This is a genomic window from Nocardia sp. 348MFTsu5.1 (assembly GCF_000383535.1).
Lineage (GTDB): Bacteria > Actinomycetota > Actinomycetes > Mycobacteriales > Mycobacteriaceae > Williamsia > Williamsia faeni.
Genome location: NZ_KB911522.1, coordinates 95,190 through 116,822, shown reverse-complemented (window position 1 = coordinate 116,822; position 21,633 = coordinate 95,190). Strand labels below are relative to the sequence as shown.

Annotated in this window: 21 protein-coding genes and 1 pseudogene; 7 read left to right on the top strand and 15 right to left on the bottom strand. The window is 64.6% G+C overall.

The genetic code is table 11. From position 1 onward, the window contains the following. Positions 1-40 precede the first annotated feature (40 nt). The gene (locus H290_RS0122570; protein ID WP_155976986.1) at positions 41-454 is read right to left on the bottom strand and encodes a hypothetical protein; all 414 of its coding nucleotides are present in this window, start codon (positions 452-454) and stop codon (positions 41-43) included. A 161-nt stretch (positions 455-615) separates the two neighbouring features. Between H290_RS0122570 and H290_RS0122565 the strand changes: the two genes are divergently transcribed. Together H290_RS0122565 and H290_RS29495 are read left to right on the top strand one after the other, a co-directional pair. Beyond that, positions 616-1,272, top strand: a complete 657-nt coding sequence (locus H290_RS0122565) for a response regulator transcription factor (RefSeq protein WP_020109111.1) — start codon at positions 616-618, stop codon at positions 1,270-1,272. Continuing rightward, complete coding sequence (locus tag H290_RS29495) at positions 1,269-3,053, top strand: sensor histidine kinase (RefSeq protein ID WP_020109110.1); 1,785 nt, start codon at positions 1,269-1,271, stop codon at positions 3,051-3,053. Before H290_RS0122565 ends, H290_RS29495 begins: the two co-directional genes overlap by 4 nt. Before the next feature lie 11 nt (positions 3,054-3,064). On the opposite strand, the pseudogene pucL reads toward H290_RS29495, so the two are convergent. The 4 genes and pseudogenes from pucL to H290_RS0122540 form a co-directional block, all read right to left on the bottom strand. Continuing rightward, positions 3,065-4,000: pseudogene (gene pucL / locus H290_RS0122555) on the bottom strand (factor-independent urate hydroxylase); the annotation flags it as partial. A gap of 31 nt (positions 4,001-4,031) precedes the next feature. Beyond that, entirely contained in the window at positions 4,032-4,358 is a 327-nt protein-coding gene (gene uraH, locus H290_RS0122550; RefSeq protein WP_020109108.1) for a hydroxyisourate hydrolase, read from the bottom strand. 50 nt (positions 4,359-4,408) lie between these two features. Then, entirely contained in the window at positions 4,409-4,948 is a 540-nt protein-coding gene (gene uraD / locus H290_RS0122545) for a 2-oxo-4-hydroxy-4-carboxy-5-ureidoimidazoline decarboxylase (RefSeq protein ID WP_028463559.1), read from the bottom strand. Between the two features lie 46 nt (positions 4,949-4,994). Then, positions 4,995-7,007: a solute carrier family 23 protein gene (locus tag H290_RS0122540; RefSeq protein ID WP_020109106.1), complete on the bottom strand. Its 2,013-nt coding sequence runs from the start codon at positions 7,005-7,007 to the stop codon at positions 4,995-4,997. Between the two features lie 230 nt (positions 7,008-7,237). On the opposite strand from H290_RS0122540, the gene H290_RS0122535 reads away from it, so the two are divergent. Next, positions 7,238-7,819, top strand: coding sequence for an NTP transferase domain-containing protein (locus tag H290_RS0122535; RefSeq protein WP_020109105.1), 582 nt, complete (start codon positions 7,238-7,240; stop codon positions 7,817-7,819). A gap of 102 nt (positions 7,820-7,921) precedes the next feature. Here the strand turns inward: H290_RS0122535 and H290_RS0122530 are convergent, their stop codons facing one another. The 9 genes from H290_RS0122530 to H290_RS0122490 form a co-directional block, all read right to left on the bottom strand. Continuing rightward, positions 7,922-8,266, bottom strand: coding sequence for a hypothetical protein (locus H290_RS0122530; RefSeq protein WP_028463558.1), 345 nt, complete (start codon positions 8,264-8,266; stop codon positions 7,922-7,924). Positions 8,267-8,275: 9 nt separating this feature from the next. After that, the gene (locus H290_RS0122525) at positions 8,276-10,063 is read right to left on the bottom strand and encodes an acetyl/propionyl/methylcrotonyl-CoA carboxylase subunit alpha (RefSeq protein ID WP_020109103.1); all 1,788 of its coding nucleotides are present in this window, start codon (positions 10,061-10,063) and stop codon (positions 8,276-8,278) included. A gap of 270 nt (positions 10,064-10,333) precedes the next feature. Further along, entirely contained in the window at positions 10,334-11,827 is a 1,494-nt protein-coding gene (locus H290_RS0122520; protein ID WP_020109102.1) for a condensation domain-containing protein, read from the bottom strand. Beyond that, positions 11,824-12,252 (bottom strand): SufE family protein, encoded by a 429-nt coding sequence (locus H290_RS0122515; protein ID WP_020109101.1) that lies wholly within the window; start codon positions 12,250-12,252, stop codon positions 11,824-11,826. Before H290_RS0122515 ends, H290_RS0122520 begins: the two co-directional genes overlap by 4 nt. Then, positions 12,249-13,145 (bottom strand): sulfurtransferase, encoded by an 897-nt coding sequence (locus H290_RS0122510; protein ID WP_020109100.1) that lies wholly within the window; start codon positions 13,143-13,145, stop codon positions 12,249-12,251. Before H290_RS0122510 ends, H290_RS0122515 begins: the two co-directional genes overlap by 4 nt. A gap of 40 nt (positions 13,146-13,185) precedes the next feature. Beyond that, entirely contained in the window at positions 13,186-14,571 is a 1,386-nt protein-coding gene (locus H290_RS0122505; RefSeq protein WP_028463557.1) for a condensation domain-containing protein, read from the bottom strand. Between the two features lie 81 nt (positions 14,572-14,652). Continuing rightward, positions 14,653-15,288: a nucleoside triphosphate pyrophosphatase gene (locus tag H290_RS0122500; protein ID WP_020109098.1), complete on the bottom strand. Its 636-nt coding sequence runs from the start codon at positions 15,286-15,288 to the stop codon at positions 14,653-14,655. Between the two features lie 24 nt (positions 15,289-15,312). After that, positions 15,313-15,561, bottom strand: a complete 249-nt coding sequence (locus tag H290_RS0122495) for an acyl-CoA carboxylase subunit epsilon (RefSeq protein WP_020109097.1) — start codon at positions 15,559-15,561, stop codon at positions 15,313-15,315. Next, complete coding sequence (locus tag H290_RS0122490; RefSeq protein ID WP_020109096.1) at positions 15,558-17,186, bottom strand: acyl-CoA carboxylase subunit beta; 1,629 nt, start codon at positions 17,184-17,186, stop codon at positions 15,558-15,560. Before H290_RS0122490 ends, H290_RS0122495 begins: the two co-directional genes overlap by 4 nt. 148 nt (positions 17,187-17,334) lie before the next feature. Here H290_RS0122490 and H290_RS0122485 point away from each other — a divergent pair, with 148 nt between their 5' ends. Then, a complete protein-coding gene (locus tag H290_RS0122485) occupies positions 17,335-18,174 on the top strand; it encodes a biotin--[acetyl-CoA-carboxylase] ligase (protein WP_020109095.1) in 840 nt (279 codons plus the stop codon). Positions 18,175-18,254: 80 nt separating this feature from the next. On the opposite strand, the gene H290_RS0122480 is transcribed toward H290_RS0122485, so the two are convergent. Next, on the bottom strand, positions 18,255-18,869 hold the full coding sequence (locus tag H290_RS0122480) for a hypothetical protein (protein ID WP_020109094.1): 615 nt from the start codon (positions 18,867-18,869) through the stop codon (positions 18,255-18,257). 201 nt (positions 18,870-19,070) lie between these two features. Here H290_RS0122480 and H290_RS0122475 point away from each other — a divergent pair, with 201 nt between their 5' ends. The 3 genes from H290_RS0122475 to H290_RS0122465 are packed head-to-tail and all read left to right on the top strand — an operon-like array spanning position 19,071 to position 21,625. Then, entirely contained in the window at positions 19,071-19,595 is a 525-nt protein-coding gene (locus H290_RS0122475; protein ID WP_036519958.1) for a PH domain-containing protein, read from the top strand. A gap of 30 nt (positions 19,596-19,625) precedes the next feature. Further along, the gene (locus tag H290_RS0122470) at positions 19,626-20,303 is read left to right on the top strand and encodes a response regulator transcription factor (protein ID WP_020109092.1); all 678 of its coding nucleotides are present in this window, start codon (positions 19,626-19,628) and stop codon (positions 20,301-20,303) included. Between the two features lie 26 nt (positions 20,304-20,329). After that, complete coding sequence (locus H290_RS0122465; RefSeq protein WP_155976985.1) at positions 20,330-21,625, top strand: HAMP domain-containing sensor histidine kinase; 1,296 nt, start codon at positions 20,330-20,332, stop codon at positions 21,623-21,625. The last annotated feature ends 8 nt before the right edge of the window (positions 21,626-21,633 follow it).

Genomic DNA, 21,633 nt, shown 5'->3' with positions numbered 1-21,633 from the left:
CTCCGGGCCTGCCCGGCGGACCAGGACCGGGCGGCGTCTGTCAGGCCGTTTGCGCCGACCTGGTGGCCTCGGCGTGTTCGACAAGGAACGGCTTGCTCATCATCAGCGCGATTGCGACCACCGTGAGCACGATGAGAACAGCGGTCAGAACGATCACGGGTCCAGGGATTCCACTGACGAAGAATGCTGGTATCGACGCCAGTGCCGAGAGGAATCGGGTGATCACCACTCCTCGGACTGCGTTGCGATTCCGGTTTTTCAAAGCTATGACCGCGAAGACGATCGTCGCAATTCCCAAAATGCACGCAATCACCATGACGGCGATGGGGGGTGTTTCGCCGTCGGGACCGGGCAGTGCAAGTCCGGCGATGTCCAGCACGCCGAGGAAGATTGCCAGCAGGAGTCCGATCTTGACCTTCTTGTTCAAACTGCCTGATTCGGATGCAGTGTTCATGGTGTCCGTCCATTTCCGTTTCGAAGTGATGATGGACACCAGAATGGGCCGCCGGAGACAGTTGGTCATGGGGGCAGGCACCCAGGGGACCGGGCAATCGCCTGAACGAAAAAGGGCTGAATACCTGGTGAAAGAGGCCGGCTGGGGTCAGACTTTTCCCCATGGTCTCCGTACTGGTGGTTGATGACCATCCGGTGGTTCGCAGTGGCATTCGCGCCTTGTTGTCGTCCCTGGATGGCATCGAGGTCTGCGGCGAGGCCGGATCGGGCGAGGCGGCGCTGCGGGAAGCGCACCTGCTCCGGCCAGACGTGGTGGTCATGGATATCCAGATGCCGGGTGGCGATGGCATCGAGGCGACCCGCCGCATCTGTACCGCGCTGCCCGGCACCGCGGTTCTTGTCCTGACGATGTTCGAGGACCAGGTGACAGTATTGGCAGCACTCGCGGCCGGCGCCCGCGGGTATCTCCTCAAAGGCGCCGGGCAACAGGAAATCGAGCACGCAGTGCACGCTGCGGCGGTCGGTGAAACGGTGTTCGGGCCTTCCATCGCCAAACATCTGCTCGATGCGGCCGTGGGCGCGCAGCCTCGTCCGGCCACATCATTTCCGCAGTTGACACCGCGTGAGTTGCAGATACTTGACCGCATCGCGCGCGGTGAGGGGAACGCGGCCATCGCGCAGTCGTTCGACGTCGCGAACAAGACTGTCAGCAACCACATCTCGGCGATCTTCGCCAAGCTACGGGTCGCCACCCGAGCCGAGGCCATCGTGCTGGCGCGCGAGAACGGTCTCGGACGGACCGTGATCGGCGACCCGTGATCATCGAGGTCGGTGGGCTGGCTGTGGCTGCCGGCGCGCTGGTCAGTGGGATCTGCATGCTGTGGTGGATGCGGGGCCGGGGTGATGACCGACCGGGATCGCCGGCCACCGCAGTCGGATTCATCGTGTTCGGTGGAACGCTCGGTGCCGGTGTCGGCGTGCTGCTGACCGGCAATCTCGCAGCCGAGCAGGTGGGGTGGCTGCTGATCGCCGCTGCGTTCGGCGGGGTGGCAACCCTGACTCTGGCGAACTACCCGAGGCCTGACCTGTCGCTGCCATCGAGGATTGCAATGGCGCTTCTGGTGGTCGCAGCGGTCGCGGTCCTGATCGGAACCTGGTGGATGCCACTGCTGTGGAGCGGCGCAGTGATCGCGGGCACGGTGATGATCGCCCTGGTGTGGTGGCGAACCGAGAGATCGGTCGGCCGGGAGCGTCGCTGCATGCTCTGGTTGCTGACGGTATCGGCCACCGCGGCCCTGTTCCTCGGGCACCTGTTCTTCTTCGCCGATTCCGCAGACGGTGACGTGTATGTGGTGCTGGCGGCGGTCATCGCACCGACCGTTCCGCTGCTGCTGGCACTGGGGATGACGGTGCCCGACGTTGTCGACATCCGGCTCGTCATCAGTTGGATTGTTCTGTATCTGGCGATGTTCGAACTCACCGTCGCCGTATTCTCGGCAGCTTCCGTTGTCATCGCGAACTTCTCCGGTACCTCAACGGCACGCGCCACCGGGGCGCTGATCGCGTTTGTCGGGGCGGCAGCGTTCGGGCCGGTGGCGTCCCGCCTGCGAGGTGTGGTCGACGAGGTCCTGTTCGGCAGCCGCGGCGACGCCGTGCTGACTTTGTCCGGATTGGGTCAGAAGCTCTCGGCTGCCGGCGGCCCGGAAAACTGGGTGCTCTCGCTTCGTGACGCGATCGGGGTTCCGCGAATCGAGTTGTGGGACAACGAACACTGCATCGCGACCGCCGGTGAGGGTGGCGCTGATGAACTTGTTGTGAAGCTGACCGCCGATGGTGAAGAGGTCGGGAAACTGGTGGTCGGGGTTCCCGCCGACTCGCAGGGCCTTCACCCGCAGGTTCGCTCGGTGCTGCAATTGGTGGCGGCTCCGATGGCCAGAGCTCTCCAGGGTGTCAGTCTCGCGGCCGACCTGCGCGAGTCGCGAGGGCATGTGCTGACGGCGCTGGAGGAGGAGCGGCGGCGACTGCGCCGTGACCTTCACGACAGTCTGGGTCCGATCCTGACCGGTGTCGCGTTCACCACCGACGCCGCCCGCAACCATGCCGCGAGGGACCCGGCGGAAACCGTTCGCCTGCTCGACACCGTGCGTGCTGAGACCGCCGGTGCCATCGTCGAGATCCGGCGTCTGGTCGAGGGATTGCGACCGCCGGCTCTCGACGAGATGGGGCTCGTAGGTGCAGTGAAGCAGCGGGTTTCACAGCTGAGAACCGCCGATGGCGATTTGCTGGAGGTGTCTGTGACGGCGCCGGAGCGACTTCCCCCACTTCCGGCGGCTGTCGAGGTGGCGGCCTTTCGCATCATTGTCGAAGCCGTCACCAACGTCGCACGACACTCCGGGTCCGCATCTGCCGCCGTCGACCTCGACGTCGCCGACCGCAATTTCACCATCACCGTACGAGACGTCGGCAGCAACGCCGCCGACTGGACACCGGGCACCGGATTGCAATCGATCCGGGAACGCAGTGAGCAGTTGGGCGGATCAGTGTTGTTCACCTCGGGGCAGGGCGGAGGTCTCGTCAGTGTGAATATCCCATTCGCGTGAAGAGGGTGTGGCTAGCTCAACCAGGCCCGTTGGGGTGTCCAGGACGGACCGGCGTCAGGAGCGTCGTCGCGGGTGACCGTGGCCTGGATCAATCCGTACGGGCGGTCATCTGCGTTGAACACCTCATTGTTGTTCTCCAGGCCGAAACGGGAGAGGTCGTAGACGAAATGGTGGATGTTCGGTGCCGACAACTTGACCTCGGCGATGTACTCGAACGCCTCCAGGATCGCCTTGCCGATCTGAAACAGCGTCTGCTGCAAGGCAAGTGAGTGTACCGTCGCAAACTTCTCGACGATGATCTGTTTTATCGCGGGATACACAATCTCCCAGTCAACATAGTCATATGGTCCAGCTCCGCCTTCGGCTTCGTGTCCGGCCGTGAATCGCCACTTCGCCACCAGCGATGTCGACATCACCCGATCATTGGTCGGCTCCAGAACGGTGTATTCGTCCTCGAGGAAATCGTGGAACTCGGAACCGGTCGACTTCAGGACCACCAGATCCTTCAAACCACCTATCACCCAGGTCTTTTGATCATCGCCCTTGCCTTCGACCGTGATGTCCGCGGTCCGGACCTCCTGTCCTTTGCGGACCCACGTGTGGTCGTGTTCGACACCGCCGACCACCGCCCGTTCCCAGCTGTATTCCTCGACCTCGATCCGCGCGCCGTCGACCGGTTCGTTGTTGTCGACGAACCGGTAGGCGAGTGCGAGAGCGTACTTCTCGATGCTCTCGATGCCCTTTTCTTTGGCGTACGCGTACGCGGTCTGCTTCTGGGTATCGGTGGGCAGGACCTTGCGCTGGTCACCATCGAGATGGGCCGCCGAGAAATCGCCACGCAGCGACGTTCCGACGTTGATGTCCTTGATTTCGTGGCGCGGTGAATCCCGATAGATCCGAACGACGCGGTTCTCGGCTTTCCCGTACTGGTTTTCGCCAAGGATGATGCCCATTGTGGTGTGTCACTTTCTCTTTGGATCAGCTACCCCGATACGTCGAATAGGCAAAGGGGCTGAGTAACAACGGCACGTGGTAGTGCCGAGAGGTGTCGGTGGCCGCAAAAGCGATCGACACCTCGGGGTAGAAGTGCTCAATCCGGCGGTCACCGAACCATGTTCCGGTGTCGAACGTCAGTTGATATGTACCCGCGGCCAGGTCATCGTCGCCGATCGACGTGATCCGGCCATCGGAATCCGTTGTACCAGAGGCTATCTTGACTCCATCAGAGGTGCAGAGTGTGACCGCCATACCGGCCGCCGGAAGTCCGGTGACAGCATCGAGTACATGGGTACTCAGACTGCTCACCGGGTGTCCTCGATCATCATCCTCCGATCATGCCACCTCGATCATGTCGATCATCCGGTGAGCACGTCTTCGTCGGTGACGTATTTCACGGCAGGTTCCAGCATGATGGTCAGCCGTCGCCGATTGATCTTCGACAACTCCATCCGCATGACGCGTCGCTCGGTCTCCGGGCTGTTCCTGAGGCGTTCCTTGAGGATTGCCAGCAGTTCTGCCGCGGGGCGGCCGTTCGCGAACACAAGGTAGACGTGCCCGAACTTGGCTTCGTATTCGGCGTTGCCCTTCTTGAGGTCGTCGAGGACCTCCGACTCGGCGCCGGTGACGCCGGACTGCTCGCTCGCCGACGAGGCGTTGTCCGGTTTGTCGCCGATCCGTGGATGTCCGTCGAGAGCTTCGTCGAGATCGGCGTCGGTCAGTTCGGCCAGGATCAGGTCGGCACGCTCGAACAAGGCCTCCTGGTCCACAAAGGGACGTCCGGCAGCCACCCGGATCGCCCAGATCCGGGAGGTGCAACATTCGTAGAGGGCGTGAATTGCTTGACTCTGGCGCAATTCGTTGAAGCTATCCAGGCCTCGCCAGTCAACTCGTCGCACGTGATGTCCTCCGTCTTTTTTTGTAACGCTGCTCGTTGATTGTGGATCAGCCCATGACGTCTTGGAAACGGTTGAACCGCGCCGAGATGATGGGGTTGGCATCGGCGACCAGATCATCGAAACGGTAGTTCGCGATCTTCGCGATCTCGATGAGCGCGAACGACTTCTCACTCGTCGCGGCATTGTCCATCCGGGTCCAGCCGTTGCGCAGTACCCGCTCGTATCGCTCGGTCTCACGGGCGCAGATCACCAGCGGGAAACCGAATTGCTGACGATAAGCCTTGGCCATCTCGACGATGTTGTCGTGCTCTTCCTCTTCGAGATTGGACAAGGCGGTGTGATCCGAGGCGATCATGTCACCGACTTCGTCTTCCGCATCGAGATCGGGGAAGGACCGGATCAATTCGATCTGCTGGTCGTCGCTGCCGGTGAGCAATGCCTCCTGGAATGAGGCGCGCAGGTCATGGGCACTGTCGAACGGACGTTGCTCATACGCGCGGTCGAGCACCCAGTTGACGTTCTGGACCAGGCTGCCGAACGTCTCGCGGAACTGCGCCTGAGACATGTCGTTGACCTGTGCGAGTCGAATCGCACCGCTGCCGGCGACGGCCACACCACGACTGCCCGTGTGGAAGAACAAGATGTTCAATCCGATCGCGGTCAGGGCGCCCATGGTGATGCCGGCCCCGAACGGGATCTCGAGGAGTCCCGGGACCGCCTGGTCGACACCCGATGTGGCCGGGATGTCGACGACCTCGCCGTCGACGATGGCCTGCGACGGTGCCGAGGACTGTGAGAACTCGACGTAGAGACCCATCGCCAGGGAGGTGCTGACGATGATCAGGTTGCGATGATCGGTGAAGTCGACCTTGCCCAGGGTATGGATGCCGACAACCGCCACTGTGGCGAACAGGGTCATGGCGGCGCCACCGAGTACCGGCGCCGGGATCGCCTCGACAACCTTCGCGGTCTTGGGGAGCAGACCCAGCATGATCATGATCCCGCCGGCGGCAGCGACCACCCAGCGGCTCTTGACGCCCGTCAACCGAACCAGGCCGACATTCTCGGAGAAGGCGGTGTACGGGAACGAGTTGAAGATGCCACCGATCACGGTGGCCAGGCCGTCGGCGCGGACCGTCGCGGCGATGTCTTCCTTTTTGATGCGCTTGCCGACGATTTCGCCGGTCGCGAAGACCGAACCCGTGGATTCCACGGCGATGATCATCAGGACCACGATCATCGAGACGATCGCGATGATGTCGAAGCGGGGCATACCGAACGCGAACGGTGGTGTGAAGCCCACCCAATCGGCCTCACCGACCGCGCTGAAAGTGGTGTCGCCCAGCGTCCAGGCGATGAAGGTTCCGATCACCAAACCGAGGAGCACCGCGATGGTTGCCAGGAAGCCCCGGAAGAAGCGCTGCATCAGAACGATCAGGAAGATGGTGCCGACCGCATAGATCAGCCAGCGGCTGTTTCCGGGGTCCGAGGTGTGGGTGGCCGGGTCGGTGGTGGCGTCGCCGATACCCACGGGGAGCAGTGCGATACCGATGATGGTGATCACCGAACCGGTGACCACCGGCGGGAAGAACCGGATGAGTTTCGCGAAATGCGGGGCGATGAAGAACGTGAACACCCCGGCACAGATGACCGCGCCGTACACGGTGAGAAGTCCGACCCGGCCGCCACCGTTCTCGTTGGCGATCTTGATGACGGGCGCGAGCGCCGCGAAGGTGATGCCCTGCAACAGCGGCAGCCGGACCCCGATCTTCCAGATGCCCACCGCCTGCAGCAGTGAGGCGATGCCACAGGTGAAAAGGTCGGCCGTGATGAGCATCGTCAGCGCTTTGTCGTCGAGGCCGATCGCGCCCGCGATGATCAACGGGACGAGGACGGCGCCGGCGTAGAAGGCGATGACGTGCTGCAAACCGAGGGTGACCAGTTTGCCGGCGGGTGGGACCTCGTCGACCGGATGGACGCGCTTCTTCTTTTTCTTCGCCGGATCCGGTGTAGGTGCCGGGTCGGCGGGTGTGGCGTCGTTCTCGGTTTCGCTGCTCATCGGACTACCTCGGGATGGTGTATTCGTTCCAACTGGATGCGCGGCGGGCCGGCACGGGCACTGACCGCTGTGCGCATGGAACACAAGGATCACCCCAAGTCGGGTCATCCGCTCGGCGAGCAAAACGGATATATCCGGGCGGTAGGGGTGTGGTGTCGTGATCGTATGTGATGGGTGGGCGACAGAGGTTGTCGCGGCAGGGGACCGGTGAGAGGTTGGCGGTGAGTCGCATGGGAGTCGATGACGAGGGACGAACCGGGGTGCCCGAGGTGGTGGGCGTGCTGCTGGCGGCCGGTGGAGGAACCCGGTTCGGGATGCCGAAAGTGCTTGCTGCAGAGGGTGAGTGGTTGCAATCGGGAGTCCGTGCACTGGCTGAAGGCGGGTGCACGCAGGTGTTGGTGACCGTGGGTGCCGCCGAGCCCCCGATGCCGCCGCGAGCCAGCGCTGTCCGGGTCGAGAAGTGGCGTGACGGGCTCGGTGAATCAGTCCGGGCGGGACTGATCCGGGCCCGTGAACGCAAGGGTTTGACCGGGGTGGTTTTACATGTTGTTGACATCCCCGACACGACCGCCGCGCAGGTGAGACGACTGCTGGAGGCGGCGGGCCCGACCGCTACCGCGGTGGCCCGGGCAACACATTCCGGGAAGGCGGGGCACCCGGTCTTTCTCGGTGCCGAACATCTCGACGCGGTACTCGACATCCTGTCCGGTGATCGTGGTGCCGGACCGTACCTGGCCACCCGCGACGACGTCATCGACGTCGAATGTGGCGACCTCGGTACCGGTCTCGACCACGACTACCCGGACGCCTGAAACCGCGGCAGCACAAAACCACCCGCTGCAGTCATTTCCACTCGTTGCAACGGTGGAAATGCCTGGAACGGGTGGTTCTGTGAAGAGTGCTCGTCGAGAGTGTCAGTCCCGGATCGTGTAGCCGAGTGCGCCTTCACCGAATCGGCGGACGACCGTTTTGGCGGCTTCCAGCGCGAGCTGATGGCCGTCACGGGCGAAGCCCGTCAACTGTGCGAGATAGGTGTCGCCCTCGGGTTCGAGGGCGACCTCCGCAAGCATCTCACCGGTGGTCGGTTCGCAGACCGCCCAGGTGAACCGGGTCTCATCGGCCCAGCCCGCCTCGCACGATCGGACGTAGTCGGGGTCGGTGACACCGGCCAGCGCCAGGGCCGGCCGGTCGGACACCCGGTCATCATCGCGGTACGCGCGGAGGTACCACGCGCCCGCGTTGATCTCGACCGCTTCGATGGCTATCGCCTACTTGAGCTCGAACAGGACGGTGCCCTGCGTGACGGCTGCGCCGGCTTCGATGTTCAGGCCGGTGACAACGCCGTCCTTGTGGGCGGTGACGGGGTTTTCCATCTTCATGGCCTCGAGCACCACGACCAGTTCACCGGCGGCGACTTCCTGGCCTTCGGTGACGGCGACCTTGACGACGGTGCCCTGCATGGGAGCGGTCACGGCATCACCGGAAGCAGCGGAAGCTCCGCCCTTGGCGCGGGTACGCGACTTGGGCTTCTTCTTGACCGCGCCGTTGCCACCACCGTTGCCGATGGCCAGATCGCCGGGCAGCGAGACCTCGAGGCGGCGTCCACCGACCTCGACCACAACGGTCTTGCGCGGCTCGGCCTCGTCCTCTTCGATCGGCTGTGCGCCGGTGTAGGGCTCGATCTGGTTGTCCCAGTCGGTCTCGATCCACTTGGTGTAGATGTCGAACTTCTCGCCGTCGCCGATGAAGGCGGGGTTGGAGACGATGTGGCGGTGGAACGGCAGCACGGTGGCCAGTCCCTCGACCTGGAACTCGGCCAGTGCACGGCGTGAACGCTCCAGTGCCTGCTCGCGGTTCTCGCCGGTGACGATCAGCTTGGCCAGCATCGAGTCGAACTGGCCGCCGATGACGTCGCCTTCGACGACACCGGAGTCGACGCGAACGCCGGGGCCGGTCGGCTCCTTGTAGACGCTGATGGGTCCGGGGGCGGGCAGGAAGCCGCGACCGGCATCTTCACCGTTGATGCGGAACTCGAACGAGTGGCCGCGCGGTGCGGGGTCCTCGGTGAACTCGAGCTTCTCGCCGGCGGCGATCCGGAACTGCTGGCGAACGAGGTCGATGCCGGCGGTCTCTTCTGTGACCGGGTGCTCGACCTGCAGGCGGGTGTTGACCTCGAGGAACGAGACCAGGCCGTCGTTGCCGACGAGGAACTCCACGGTGCCGGCGCCGTAGTAGCCGGCTTCCTTGCAGATGGCCTTGGCCGAAGAGTGGATTCTTTCCCGCTGTTCTGCCGTGAGGAACGGCGCGGGGGCCTCCTCGACGAGCTTCTGGAAGCGGCGCTGCAGCGAGCAGTCGCGGGTACCGGCGACGATGACGTTGCCGTGCTGGTCGGCGATGACCTGCGCCTCGACGTGGCGGGCCTTGTCGAGGTAGCGCTCCACGAAGCACTCGCCGCGACCGAAGGCCGAGATGGCCTCACGGGTCGCCGAGTCGAACAGCTCGGGGATCTCATCGATCGTGTAGGCGACCTTCATGCCACGGCCACCGCCGCCGAACGCGGCCTTGATGGCCACGGGCACGCCGTGTTCCTTGGCGAACGCGACGATCTCGTCGGCGTTCTTGACCGGGTCCTTCGTGCCGGGAGCCATCGGTGCGTCGGCCTTCAGCGCGATGTGACGCGCGGTGACCTTGTCGCCGAGGTCGCGGATGGACTGCGGCGAGGGGCCGATCCAGGTGAGCCCGGCGTCGATGACGGCCTGGGCGAACTCGGCGTTTTCGGAAAGGAATCCATAGCCGGGGTGGATCGCGTCGGCACCGGACTTGGCGGCGGCATCGAGGATCTTGTCGAAAACGAGGTAGGACTCGGCCGATGTCTGTCCACCGAGGGCGAACGCCTCGTCGGCAAGCTTCACGAAGAGCGCGTCCGCATCGGGTTCGGCGTACACCGCGACGCTGGTCAGTCCGGCATCCTTCGCGGCGCGGATGACGCGAACCGCGATTTCACCGCGGTTGGCGATGAGGACTTTCGTGAGTGCTGTGCTGGCGTGACTTGGCACTGGATCTCCTGTCGGGCGCGGATGTCTGCGCGTTGGTGACACTGTGTTGGATATCGATCTTGGATATCGATGTCTGGTGGTGTGGCGCACTGGTCCGTCTGTGGATGAACGACAGCGCTTCAGTGGAGTCTAAGCACCTCGCGGATCAGTCTCGACTCCAACCCACGGATCGCTCGCTCGGCCCGGATTACCTACTCGCGGGTAACCGAGAAGGCGGTCGCGGGGTTCAGGTTTCCCTACTCGCGGGTAACCGAGAAGGTGGTTGCCGGTTCAGGTTTCCCTACTCGCCGGTAAGGATCCGAATGTGCTCTGATCACCGATCTGTTTGAGAAAGTCGCCGAACCGGGACAGATAACGGCCGACCTGGTTGTGGGTGCGGCCCTGCGCCGGGAAACGGGCAGAGATACGCAATCCGGAGGCCGTCCGGTTGATCCAGATGTAGACCTCGTCGCCTGAATAGTTGTGGCTTCGCAGAACTCGCGCCCGGCCGGCGTCGGCCTCGGCATGACCGGGTGCGAACCGGAGATCGATGAACGACACCACAAACTTCGGCTCCGGGAAATCGCCACCGCCGCCCGGCTTTTGGCCGAGGATCTCGCCGACGCGGAGGAACGGGAGCGTGCCGGCCTTGCGGACCCGGCGCATCTCGTCTGAGGCCCGATCGATCAGCTGACCGAAATCGGACGCTCCGGTGGTGTCGAGGCGGAAGGGGACCGTGGCCACAAACCATCCGAGTGCGCCGAACCACTCTTGGTCGCCGCGGGTGTGGCGGGGGATCACGCATCGCAGGATCGGACCGCCACCGAGTTCGGCGTAGACCGCCGCCAGTGCCGCCAGAACACCCGACGACAACGAACCGCCCGCCGCCGAACACACGGCGGTGAACCGGTTGGTCTGCTCGTCGTCGAGCAATGCTGACGTCAGCGAGCCCTGCGGAACCAACTCGGAGACGGTGCCGTCGATGTGTTCGTTATCACCGTTGTCGCCGCCGTTGTCTTCGGCGATGACCTCGCCCGGTCCATCCGCCAATTCGAAGCCGGGCAGTTTGCCGCCGGTGTCGTGGAGGAAGTCGGACCATACGGCGATGGCTTCGTGATCGGCGCCTGCGGCGTCGGCCTCACGTCGCTGGTAAGCGCTGAAGTCGACGTACGAGCCCACTGCGGGTAGCGCATGGTCGGTCCGGCGCCGGGCTGCGGAGTAGAGCGCGATCAGCTCGTGCTGCGCCATGATCAGCGAGTAGCCGTCCACCAGTGAGTGGTCTCCGGCGAACAACAGCGTGAACGATTTCTCCCGGGCAACGGTGGCGAACATGTAGGCCGGCCACTGCAGGGGAGCGGTCGCCCGATCGAAGTTGCCGGCAAGCTGATCGAGGAGCGGCGCCGGCTCGGAGTACCAGCCCACCCGACCCATCTTCAGCTTGACCGTGCCCGGCCCGGTGGTCATCCGCGCCAGGCGGTCACTCCAGATCACGACGTGGCTGCGGAGAACCTCATGCCGGTCGATCCATCCCACCAGGGTGGCCCGGACTGCCGGCACCGACATCGGTTCGTCGAACTCGATCGCCAGACCGAGCCAGGATTCACGGCCACCTTCGCGCTGCGTCCGGAGCCGGTGCTCGAACGCGCCGCGGAGGTGAAGCTCGTGGTTGTGCGACGTGGGGCGGGAGTCCTCGGTCCATCGGCCGAGTCCGCCTTCTGTATAGGGAGTCCATTCCACCAGCCCGCCCGGTTCGACGGGCTGGTCCATCATCTGGATGAACTTCATGACCCCACGGGCCGGGCGGGAGTGCCCAGGTGAGCCTTGATCCGGGTCAGCATGGCGGACATGCCCCGCAATCGCAGCGGACTGATGGCCGAGTCGAGACCGAGCCGGGTGTAGAAATCGCTTGGGACCGCGAGGATCTCGTCCGCGCTGGCACCGTTGAGACCCTGGTACAGAATCGACGCGAAACCACGGGTCGTCGGCGCCTGCGGTGGTGCGCTGAAGTACAGCTCCACCGAATCAGGATTGCTGTTGTCCACCGAGAGGAACAGTGGTGACTGGCATTCGGGCACCGGTTCCATCGCCGCCTCGGCGAGGGTCTCGGGCAGCTCGGGAAGCTCGTCCGAGAATTCGAGGAGGAGCTGGATCTTCTCGGAATCCGACAGGGCGGCGAAATCGTCGACGATCTCGTCGAGCGCCGCAGTCACCTCTTTCCATTCAGGCTGCCGGGTTCGGCACCGATGACGATCGGTGCGCGAACAGCGTTGCCCCATTCGGTCCACGATCCGTCGTAGTTCCGGACCTTCGTGAAGCCGAGCAGATGAGTCAGTACAAACCAGGTGTGCGACGACCGCTCACCGATCCGGCAGTAGACGATCGTCGGATCGCCGGCATCGAAATCGGCATACAGGGTGTCGAGGTCGGCGCGGGCTTTGAACCGGCCGTCGGCGGCGGCGGCCTTGGCCCACGGGATCGACACGGCGGTAGGTATGTGTCCGCCACGGAGCGCGCCTTCTTGCGGGTAGTCGGGCATGTGGGTGCGCTCGCCCGTGTACTCCTGCGGCGACCGGACGTCGATCAGCGGTTCGGTCCCGATGAGTCCGCGGACCTCATCGGCGAACACCCGGATCACCGAGTCGTCGCGGGTGACAACCGGATAGTCCGATTCGGGGTACGAAGGCAGGTCGAAGGTGATGTCGCGGTCCTCGGCGAACCAGGCATCGCGGCCACCGTCGAGCAGGCGGACGTCTTCGTGCCCGAAGAGGGTGAACACCCACAGGGCGTACGCGGCCCACCAGTTGCTCTTGTCGCCATAGACGACAATCGTGTCGTCACGCCGAATACCCTTGCTGCGCATCAGTTCCGCGAATTGCTCACCTGAGATGTAGTCGCGGGTCACCGGGTCGTTGAGGTGAAGATGCCAGTCGACCTTCTGGGCGGTCGGGATGTGGCCGATGTCGAACAGCAACACATCTTCGTCGGACTCGATGATCTTCAGTCCGTCGGTACCCAAGTGTGCGCTGAGCCATTCGGTGCTCACCAGACGCTCGGGGTGGACGTAGTCGGCGAAGCCGGGGTTGTTGTCGGTCTCCACGGTCACGGGATTCACTCCAAATCGACTCAGGGCGGTGCTGGCTGGTTTACCCCATGAGACTAGTGCCAGCACGGTCGACGGGTTGCAGTGAGTTGATCTCGGCGAGGAATTGGCCGAGTCGGTCGAGGAACTCGACGATCACCGACCGTGCCGCCGGTGTTCCGGGGTAGCGCGTACGCAGTGAAAGTCCGCGGCCGGTCCGGGAAATCCAGAACTGGGTGTCGTCGGTGGCCGTGACGTTCGAGATGTGCTGGGCGCCGATCTCCTCGTGCGCCGAGGAACCGGGCAGATTCCGGTAGTCGATGAACGACACCATGAAAATGTCACCTCGCCGGTGATTGAGACCGCCCATCGCGTCGAGGACCTGGGCCACCGGGACCTCGCCGAGACTCAACGCTGTGCGCAATGCCGGACCCGTCCGCTGAACCGAGTCGATGAAGTCGTCGGTCGCGACGACTGTCAAAGGTGCATTCGTGGTGAACCACCCGACAGCGCCGCGCCACTGCTCCGACCGTCGGGTGTGGAGCGGGAAGAGCATCGACATCTGTGGGCCCCCACCGAGTTCCCGGACGCATCGGGCCATCGCGGCGAGGAGTCCGGCGAACACCGTCGCACCGTTGCTTCGACAGAACAGCTCGAAGGTGGCGGTGGCCTCGGCGTCGAGCAGGTCACGCAGATCCACGGCCTGTGGCGCCGTCTGCCCGAGGGGGAGTCCGAGGTCGAGGGGAAAGCTCGGCGGTGTCTTGTCGTGCTCGTCGAAGAAGTCCAGCCAGGCGCGCATTCGCGGATCGCGCAGACCGATGGCGACCGCGTCCGACTCCGCCGCGCAATAGTCCACAAAACTCCCGGCCATCGGCAACGCGTCGACGTCCGTACCGTCGGGCTCCCGGCGACATCGGTCGTACAGCTGATGCAGGTCGTCGACGATGATCGACATCGAATAGCCGTCGACGTGGACATGATCGAATCCGCAGATGACCGTGGAACGATCGGGCCGGTCGATCGCCGCAAGCAGGAACGCCGGATAGTCGAACGGATGGCAGGCGGTGTCGAGTGCGTCGTGCAGCAGTGCGCGCAGCTCGTGGGACGTCGAGGTCACCACGGTTTTCGCCGGACGCAAGATCAGCTGCGCAGGATCGTGGATCTCGCGATCGATCCGATCGCCGCGTCGGACAAACGCGCTGTGCAACGTGCCGTGCCTGCTGATCAGCAGGCGGTAGGCATGTTCCAGTGCGCCGGTGTCGATCGGTCCGTCCACATCGAAAGCCGCTGCCAGCCAGACACTTCCGCTCTCGACCGTGCCCAGGTGAAATTGCTGGTTGAACGACAGGGGTACCGAAGAGGGCATCGCAACGCTGTTGTCGGAGTCCACTGTCCATCGCATCAACCCACCGGGCGGCGGCGAGTAATGGTCGATCGTGGTGACATGCAAGCGGGGGTCTCCTCCATGCAGTGCTCGGATCCAGCGTAGTCGCCGGTCGCGGGTGCCGCAGTCGACAAACGATCCTGGTTGTCAGGCCGGCTGCGACCACAGGTCGGTGACACTGACACCGACTCGATCGAGCAGGGCGCGGACCAGTGGGAGGCTGATACCGATCACCGACGAGGGATCGCCGTCGATGCCGTCGATGAACCAACCACCGAGACCGTCAAGAGTGAATGCCCCGGCGACCTGTAGCGGTTCACCTGTACCGACGTACGCCGCGATCTGGTCGTCGGTGGGCGAACTGAAGCGAATAGTTGTTGCGACGCAACCGGTTTCGGCGGCAACAACCTCACCGTCGGTCAGCCGCAGCAGGCAGTGACCGGTGATGAGCTGTGCCTCGGTACCCCGCATCTGGGCCCACTGGGCGAGAGCAACCTGCGCGGAGTGCGGTTTGCCGGTGAGAACGCCGTCGCGCAGGAGCATGGAATCGCAGCCGATCAGGACGGAATCCGCGGCGATGTCCGCGTCGAGGCGGCCGGCGACATCGATCGCTTTGGCGCGGGCCAGCATCGTCACGATGTCCGACGGTGAGGGCGCGCTGCCCGCTTGCGCAAGCAGTGCGTCCTCATCGACATCGGAGACCGACACCACCGGGCTGATGCCGGCGGCGTCGAGGACCTTTCGACGTGCGGGTGACGCCGATGCCAGGACGAACCGGGTCATCGGCGGTACCCGAGCGTCACCGGATCAGTAATCCCAGCGCAGGTTCGGGAAAGCGCTGGGCGCCATCCCACCTGCCGGCCGGAGCCGGTCGGCGTGCGAACCCCAGAGCTCACGGGGACCCGGATCGGCGGGTGCGTCCGATCCGCTCGCCGCGGCGATGACCCCGACCAGCGCAGCAACCTCGGCGTCCGACGGGTTGCCCTTGATCACCGTGAGGAACGGTGCGGCCGGTGCCGCGGTCTCGTCGCCCGCGGGTGTGGTGTCGTCGCTCATAGGGGGATGTTTCCGTGCTTCTTCGGCGGCATGTTCACGATCTTGCGCTCGAGGAGCTTGAGCGCGGTGGCGATCTGCCCACGCGTGTGTGACGGCGGGATGACCGCGTCGACGTATCCGCGCTCGGCGGCAACATACGGATTGACGAGGGTGTCCTCGTACTCCTGCTGCAGCTGCAGACGCAATGCGTCGACGTCGTCGCCGTTGGCGGCGGCATCCTTGAGCTTGCCGCGGTAGACGAAGCCCACCGCGCCCGATGCGCCCATGACGGCGATCTGTGCGGTCGGCCAGGCCAGGTTCACGTCGGCGCCCATGTGCTTGGAGCCCATGACGTCGTACGCGCCGCCGTACGCCTTACGGGTGATGACGGTGATCTTGCCGACGGTGGCCTCTCCGTAGGCATAGAGGAGCTTCGCGCCGCGGCGGATGATGCCGTTGTATTCCTGATCGGTTCCGGGCAGGAAGCCCGGGACGTCGACGAGGGTGATGATCGGCACGTTGAAGGCGTCACAGGTGCGCACGAAGCGTGCGGCCTTCTCGGAGGCATCGATGTCGAGGCAGCCGGCGAACTGGGTCGGCTGGTTGGCGACGATGCCGACGCTGCGTCCGTCGACCCGACCGAAGCCCACGATGATGTTCATCGCGCGCTCGGCCTGGACCTCGAGGAACTCGTCGTCGTCGAGGACGCGGCGGATGACCTCGTGCATGTCGTACGGCTGGTTCGGGGAGTCCGGGATGAGGGTGTCGAGCTCGAGGTCCTCGTCGGTCAGGGTGTCCTCGATCGATCCGGCGGCCGGTGTGGCGACCGGGACCCGCGGGGCCTCGCCACGGTTGTTGCTGGGCAGGTAGCTCAGCAGATCCTTGACGTAGTCCAGGGCATCTTCTTCGTCGGCGCCGACGTAGTGCGCGACACCCGACTTGGCCATGTGCGTGTGGGCGCCACCGAGGTCTTCCATCGTGACGTCTTCGCCGGTGACGGTCTTGATCACGTCGGGGCCGGTGACGAACATCTGGCTGGTCTTGTCGACCATGACCACGAAGTCGGTGAGCGCGGGGGAGTAGACGTGGCCACCGGCAGCGGGGCCCATGATCAGCGAGATCTGCGGGATGACACCCGAGGCGCGCACGTTGCGGTGGAAGATCTCGCCGTACAGGCCGAGCGAGACAACACCTTCCTGGATGCGGGCGCCGGCGCCCTCGTTGATGCCGACCAGCGGGCGGCCGGTCTTGATCGCGAGGTCCATCACCTTGACGATCTTCTCGCCGTAGACCTCACCGAGGCTGCCACCGAAGACGGTGACGTCCTGGCTGAACACGCAGACCTCACGGCCGTCGATGGTGCCGTAACCGGTGACCACACCATCGCCGACCGGACGGCGATCGCCCAGGCCGAAGTTGGTGCTGCGGTGACGGGCCAGAGCATCGAGTTCGACAAACGAACCTTCGTCCAGAAGATGGGTGATGCGCTCACGAGCAGTGAGCTTTCCCTTCTCGTGGGTTTTCTCAACTGCTGCTTCGCCGACCGGGTGCTTTGCCTCTGCGAGGCGATTGTGCAGGTCAGTGAGTTTTCCGGCAGTTGTGTGGATGTCCGGCGTCGCTTGCGCGTCCTGGGGGGAACTCGTCATGGCCTTGATGCTATCCACACTGCGTGCAGGCGGTGCGCGCCGGGCTAACCTGAGGTTTAACTCACATTCGAAGTGGTACCGGCGGACACAGGTAAATGCTCGTTGCCAATGCTGGGATCGACGGGCGGCGGAGCCTTAGTCTGATGGCATGAATTCGCAGGCAGAGCACCGTGTCCCCATCGACGAAAACGCACTTCGGGAGGCCGTGGCCGGTACGTACTGGCGTTCGGTGCGGGTGGTCGAGGAGACCGGCTCGACCAATGCCGACCTGAGTGCACTGGCCGCGACATCGGATTGTGTCGGCTCGGTGCTGGTCGCGGAATATCAGAGCGCGGGACGCGGACGGTACACCCGGCACTGGGAGAGCCCACCGCGTTCGCAGGTGGCCATGTCTGTGGCTGTGGCGGCCGATGTGGCAGACGCTCAGGCGGCGCTCGGATGGCTGCCGCTGTTGACCGGGCTCGCGGTGGTGGACGGCATCCGGGAGGTCAGTGAGCTCGCACCGGTGCTCAAGTGGCCCAACGACGTGTTGCTGCCCGCGCCGGGTGGGACCACCGACGGTATCGGTGGGCGCAAGGTCGCCGGAATCCTGGCGGAGCTGACCCGTGGTCCGTCGGGAACGGTTGCCGTCATCGGAATCGGGATCAACGTGAGCCTCACCGAGGCCGAGCTGCCGGTCCCCACGGCGATCTCGCTGGACCTGGCGGGCGCAGAGGTCAACCGGCAGGATCTTGCCGCAGCGGTCCTCACCGCGCTCTCCCGGCGCCTGCAGCAGTGGCCGCAGGATCTCGACGGACTTCGCCGCGACTACCGCGACCTCTGCGTGACGCTCGGCCATCACGTGCTCGTGCAGCTGCCACTCGACGAGCAACTCGAGGGCGCGGCGGTCGAGATCGACAGCACCGGGCGGGTGGTCGTGGAGGACGTCGCGGGCAAGCGCGTGCCGGTGGCCGCCGGCGACGTGACGCACCTGCGCGTCACGGACTGACGTCCGGCGGAACGCCGGTGGTGGAAATGACGAACTCGCCTGCACGATTCGTACAGGCGAGTTCGTGAGATCAGTTCAGATCAGCGACGTTCCATGCTCTTGGTGCCCATCGCCGGGATGAGGAACAAGATGGGCAGACCGATCACCGCGTGCACGATCGCCGTCGAGATACCGGTGACCCATTCGTAGGACAGCAAAAGCGGGATCAGCATCGCCGCGACAACCAGCAATCCGACGATCCACCTGAAGAACTGGTTCGGTGCCGGTGTCGCCAGGTGCAGGACGTACCAGAGTGCTCCGGCGAAGATGGCACAGAAGAACGCGACGACTCCGAACCAGTACTCGTCGTTGGCCATCGGATTCCAGACGCCGAGGGCGCCGGTCTCGTTCACCCGCGTGATGACGAGCCGGATGATCCAGGCGACGAGCCAGGCCGCGAGGGCGGTGACGACGGCGGTGGCCAGGACACCGCCGATGAACATCGACGGATTGACCTGTGGTCGAGGGGGTTTCGGTCGCCGCTGCGGTGCTGCCGGCTGCGCCGCGGCGGCGTAGGGCTGATCGCCCCGGTATTGATCGCCTTGATAGGGCTGCTGGTAGCCCTGATCTGAGTAGGCCTGGTGCGCCTGTGGATCGGCGTTGTATCCGTTGTCGTACCGCTGGGTGCGTGGTTTGTTCGGGTCATTCGGGTACATCGGGCACCTCCCTTGCAGATGAGTCTACTGATCGTGATATCTGCGGTGATTCAATGATGAGGGGACAACCGTAACCCCATGGCCACGAGTCCCGGTCGCGACTTCCGCTCAGATGTGATCCGGGGTGGTTTGATTACGGCACGTCGAGAAGTGGCGCACCCTGCGTCGGGTTACACGCGAATCGAGTGGGAAGGCCTGTTGATGGGGTATCCGGAGAGCATTTTGGCCCAGGGTGAACGCGTGGTCCTGCACCACCACCCGCACTGGAAGTGCCTGTTGGGTCCGACGCTGATCTTCGTCCTCGGTACCGCATTGGCCGGTGCCGCCGGCGGATACCTGGAGACCTCCGATCTCGGGTCCTCCACCAAGACGACCCTGGGCATCATCATTGCGGTGCTGTGGGCCGGCGTGGTGTTGTGGTTTTTCGTCCGGCCGTTCATCAGCTGGCGGACCACCCACTTCGTGCTCACCGATCGTCGTGTCACCTACCGCAACGGCATCATCACCCGATCCGGTATCGACATCCCGGTCCAGCGCATCAACTCCGTCGAATTCCGTCACGGCCTCGTCGACCGGATCCTGCGGACGGGAACGCTCATCATCGAGTCCGCGTCGGAGGATCCACTCGAGTTCAACGACATCCCGCAGGTCGAACGAGTCCATTCGCTGCTCTATCACGAGGTCTTCGACACCGCCGACGGCGACGACTTCCGCGGCCGCCGGTGATCATGGGCGCGAGGGGCCTAGGTTGGTGACGTGACCGACGTTCTGCTCGCCGAAGACGATGAAGCGATCTCCGCGCCGCTGGCCCGCGCGCTGAGCCGCGAGGGCTATGGCTGTGAGGTCGTCACCACGGGTACCGATGCGCTCACGCTCGCCGGCAGCGGACGATTCGAACTGCTGGTGCTCGATCTCGGACTACCCGAGATGGACGGACTCGAGGTCTGTCGCCGCATCCGGCAGACCCGACCCCAACTGGCGGTCCTGATGCTCACCGCCCGCACCGACGAGGTCGACTTCGTCGTCGGTCTCGACGCCGGCGCCGACGACTACGTCGGCAAGCCGTTCCGGCTCGCCGAGCTGCTGGCCCGGGTCCGGGCGCTGTTGCGCCGCAAGCAAACCGCCGATGTGGTGATCGAGGCCGGTGACATCCACCTCGATGCGAGGGGTCGGCGCGTCCTGGTGTCCGGCGTGGACACCACGCTCGCCAACCGGGAGTTCGACCTACTGCGCTATCTGATGGAACGCGCCGGCGAAGTGGTCAGTCGCGAGGAGATCCTGACGGAGGTCTGGGGCACACCGGATCTGTTGTCGTCCAAGACGCTCGACATGCACATCTCCTGGTTGCGCCGAAAGATCGGGGACGACCAGCCCGGCTGCCGGAAGCGAATCGTCACCGTCCGTGGTGTCGGTTTCCGCTTCGATCCCGACTAGACGTGCGCCGCCGCATCCTCCGGTCGATGATCGGGATGGTCGTGGGCATCGGATTGCTGCTCGGCGTACCCCTGATGTTCACCGCCTGGTGGTGGGTCGACGACACCGCGCACCAGGATCTCGACAACAGACTCGACCGCATCTCGAGCGAATTGCTCCGCCAGGAGGGCTCGGACGGCACGGTCTCGGGGAATCTCGACCGAGACAAGTTCCGGCTGCTCGTCCCCGACGAGGGTCTGCTGACGATGAATTTTCCGGTGTCGACCCCTATCGGTCTCGAGCAACGTGAAGTCGGTATCGGCACCGACTTCGATGATCAACCGGTCAGCGAGTCGCTCGCCCTGGGTGAGGCCGGGACGCTGACCCTCTCGATTCCGCAGGCGCAGGTGCGCAGCAGGCAGTGGGGTGCGGTCGGCATCGTGTCGCTGGCGGTGACGATTTCGGTGATCGCCGGTGTCGTGGTTGCTGCGGTGACCGCCGGACGCCTGGCAGATCCCCTCGAAGAGGTCGCCGAGCGGGCGACGCGGATGGCACACGGTGATTTCGGGACCGCGGGCCGGATCTACGACATCGAAGAACTGGACCGGATGTCGTCGGCGCTCGATGCCGCGAACAGCGAGATCACCACCCGGCTCGAACGTGAGGGCCGGATCGTCGGTGAGGTGTCCCATCAGCTCCGGAGTCGGCTCACCGCGATCCGCCTACGACTCGACGAGTTGTCGATCCATCCCGACACCGCCGTGGTGGACGAGGCCGAAGCGGCCCTCGGACAGGTCGAGCGACTGACCAAGGACCTCGACGAGCTGATCTCGGCCGCCCGCGGAGAGCAGGTGGCCATGCTCGATCCGGTGGCCATCCCGGAGCAGGTGGCGCGGGTGGTCAACGACTTCCATCAGGCATTCGAGGTGCAGGGGCGTCAGCTGACCGTGCAGATGGCCGGACAGGCAGCAGCGCGGGTGACTCCCACTCGGCTGCGCGAAGCCCTCGCGGTCCTGGTCGACAACGCGCTGCAGCACGGCAAGGGTGATGTCGTCGTCGACACCCGAGAGTTGCCGGGTAGCGGCATGATCCGGATCTCGGTGTCCGACCAGGGTCCGGGAGTCACCGATGAGAGCGCGCCGCACGTGTTTCAGCGCGGCTATTCGGAAGGTGGGTCGAGCGGTGTCGGGCTGTCGCTGGCGCGGGCACTCATCGAGGCCGACGGTGGCCGTCTGGATCTGCTGCACCGCCGTCCGCCGACCTTTGCGATCGTTGTACCCAGATACGACATCGACGACGACGGTGCGGACCCGGTGGAGACCAATCAGGCGGAACCCCGGTAACGCCGGAT

What these genes read in the sequence shown, in the direction of transcription:
- H290_RS0122570 (WP_155976986.1), bottom strand. Translation starts at nt 454, where the DNA reads ATGAACACTGCATCCGAATCAGGCAGTTTGAACAAGAAGGTCAAGATC.
- H290_RS0122565 (WP_020109111.1), top strand. Translation starts at nt 616, where the DNA reads ATGGTCTCCGTACTGGTGGTTGATGACCATCCGGTGGTTCGCAGTGGC.
- H290_RS0122540 (WP_020109106.1), bottom strand. Translation starts at nt 7,007, where the DNA reads ATGAGCAGCGAAACCGAGAACGACGCCACACCCGCCGACCCGGCACCT.
- H290_RS0122535 (WP_020109105.1), top strand. Translation starts at nt 7,238, where the DNA reads ATGGGAGTCGATGACGAGGGACGAACCGGGGTGCCCGAGGTGGTGGGC.
- H290_RS0122520 (WP_020109102.1), bottom strand. Translation starts at nt 11,827, where the DNA reads ATGAAGTTCATCCAGATGATGGACCAGCCCGTCGAACCGGGCGGGCTG.
- H290_RS0122500 (WP_020109098.1), bottom strand. Translation starts at nt 15,288, where the DNA reads ATGACCCGGTTCGTCCTGGCATCGGCGTCACCCGCACGTCGAAAGGTC.
- H290_RS0122495 (WP_020109097.1), bottom strand. Translation starts at nt 15,561, where the DNA reads ATGAGCGACGACACCACACCCGCGGGCGACGAGACCGCGGCACCGGCC.
- H290_RS0122490 (WP_020109096.1), bottom strand. Translation starts at nt 17,186, where the DNA reads ATGACGAGTTCCCCCCAGGACGCGCAAGCGACGCCGGACATCCACACA.
- H290_RS0122485 (WP_020109095.1), top strand. Translation starts at nt 17,335, where the DNA reads ATGAATTCGCAGGCAGAGCACCGTGTCCCCATCGACGAAAACGCACTT.
- H290_RS0122480 (WP_020109094.1), bottom strand. Translation starts at nt 18,869, where the DNA reads ATGTACCCGAATGACCCGAACAAACCACGCACCCAGCGGTACGACAAC.
- H290_RS0122475 (WP_036519958.1), top strand. Translation starts at nt 19,071, where the DNA reads ATGGGGTATCCGGAGAGCATTTTGGCCCAGGGTGAACGCGTGGTCCTG.
- H290_RS0122465 (WP_155976985.1), top strand. Translation starts at nt 20,330, where the DNA reads ATGATCGGGATGGTCGTGGGCATCGGATTGCTGCTCGGCGTACCCCTG.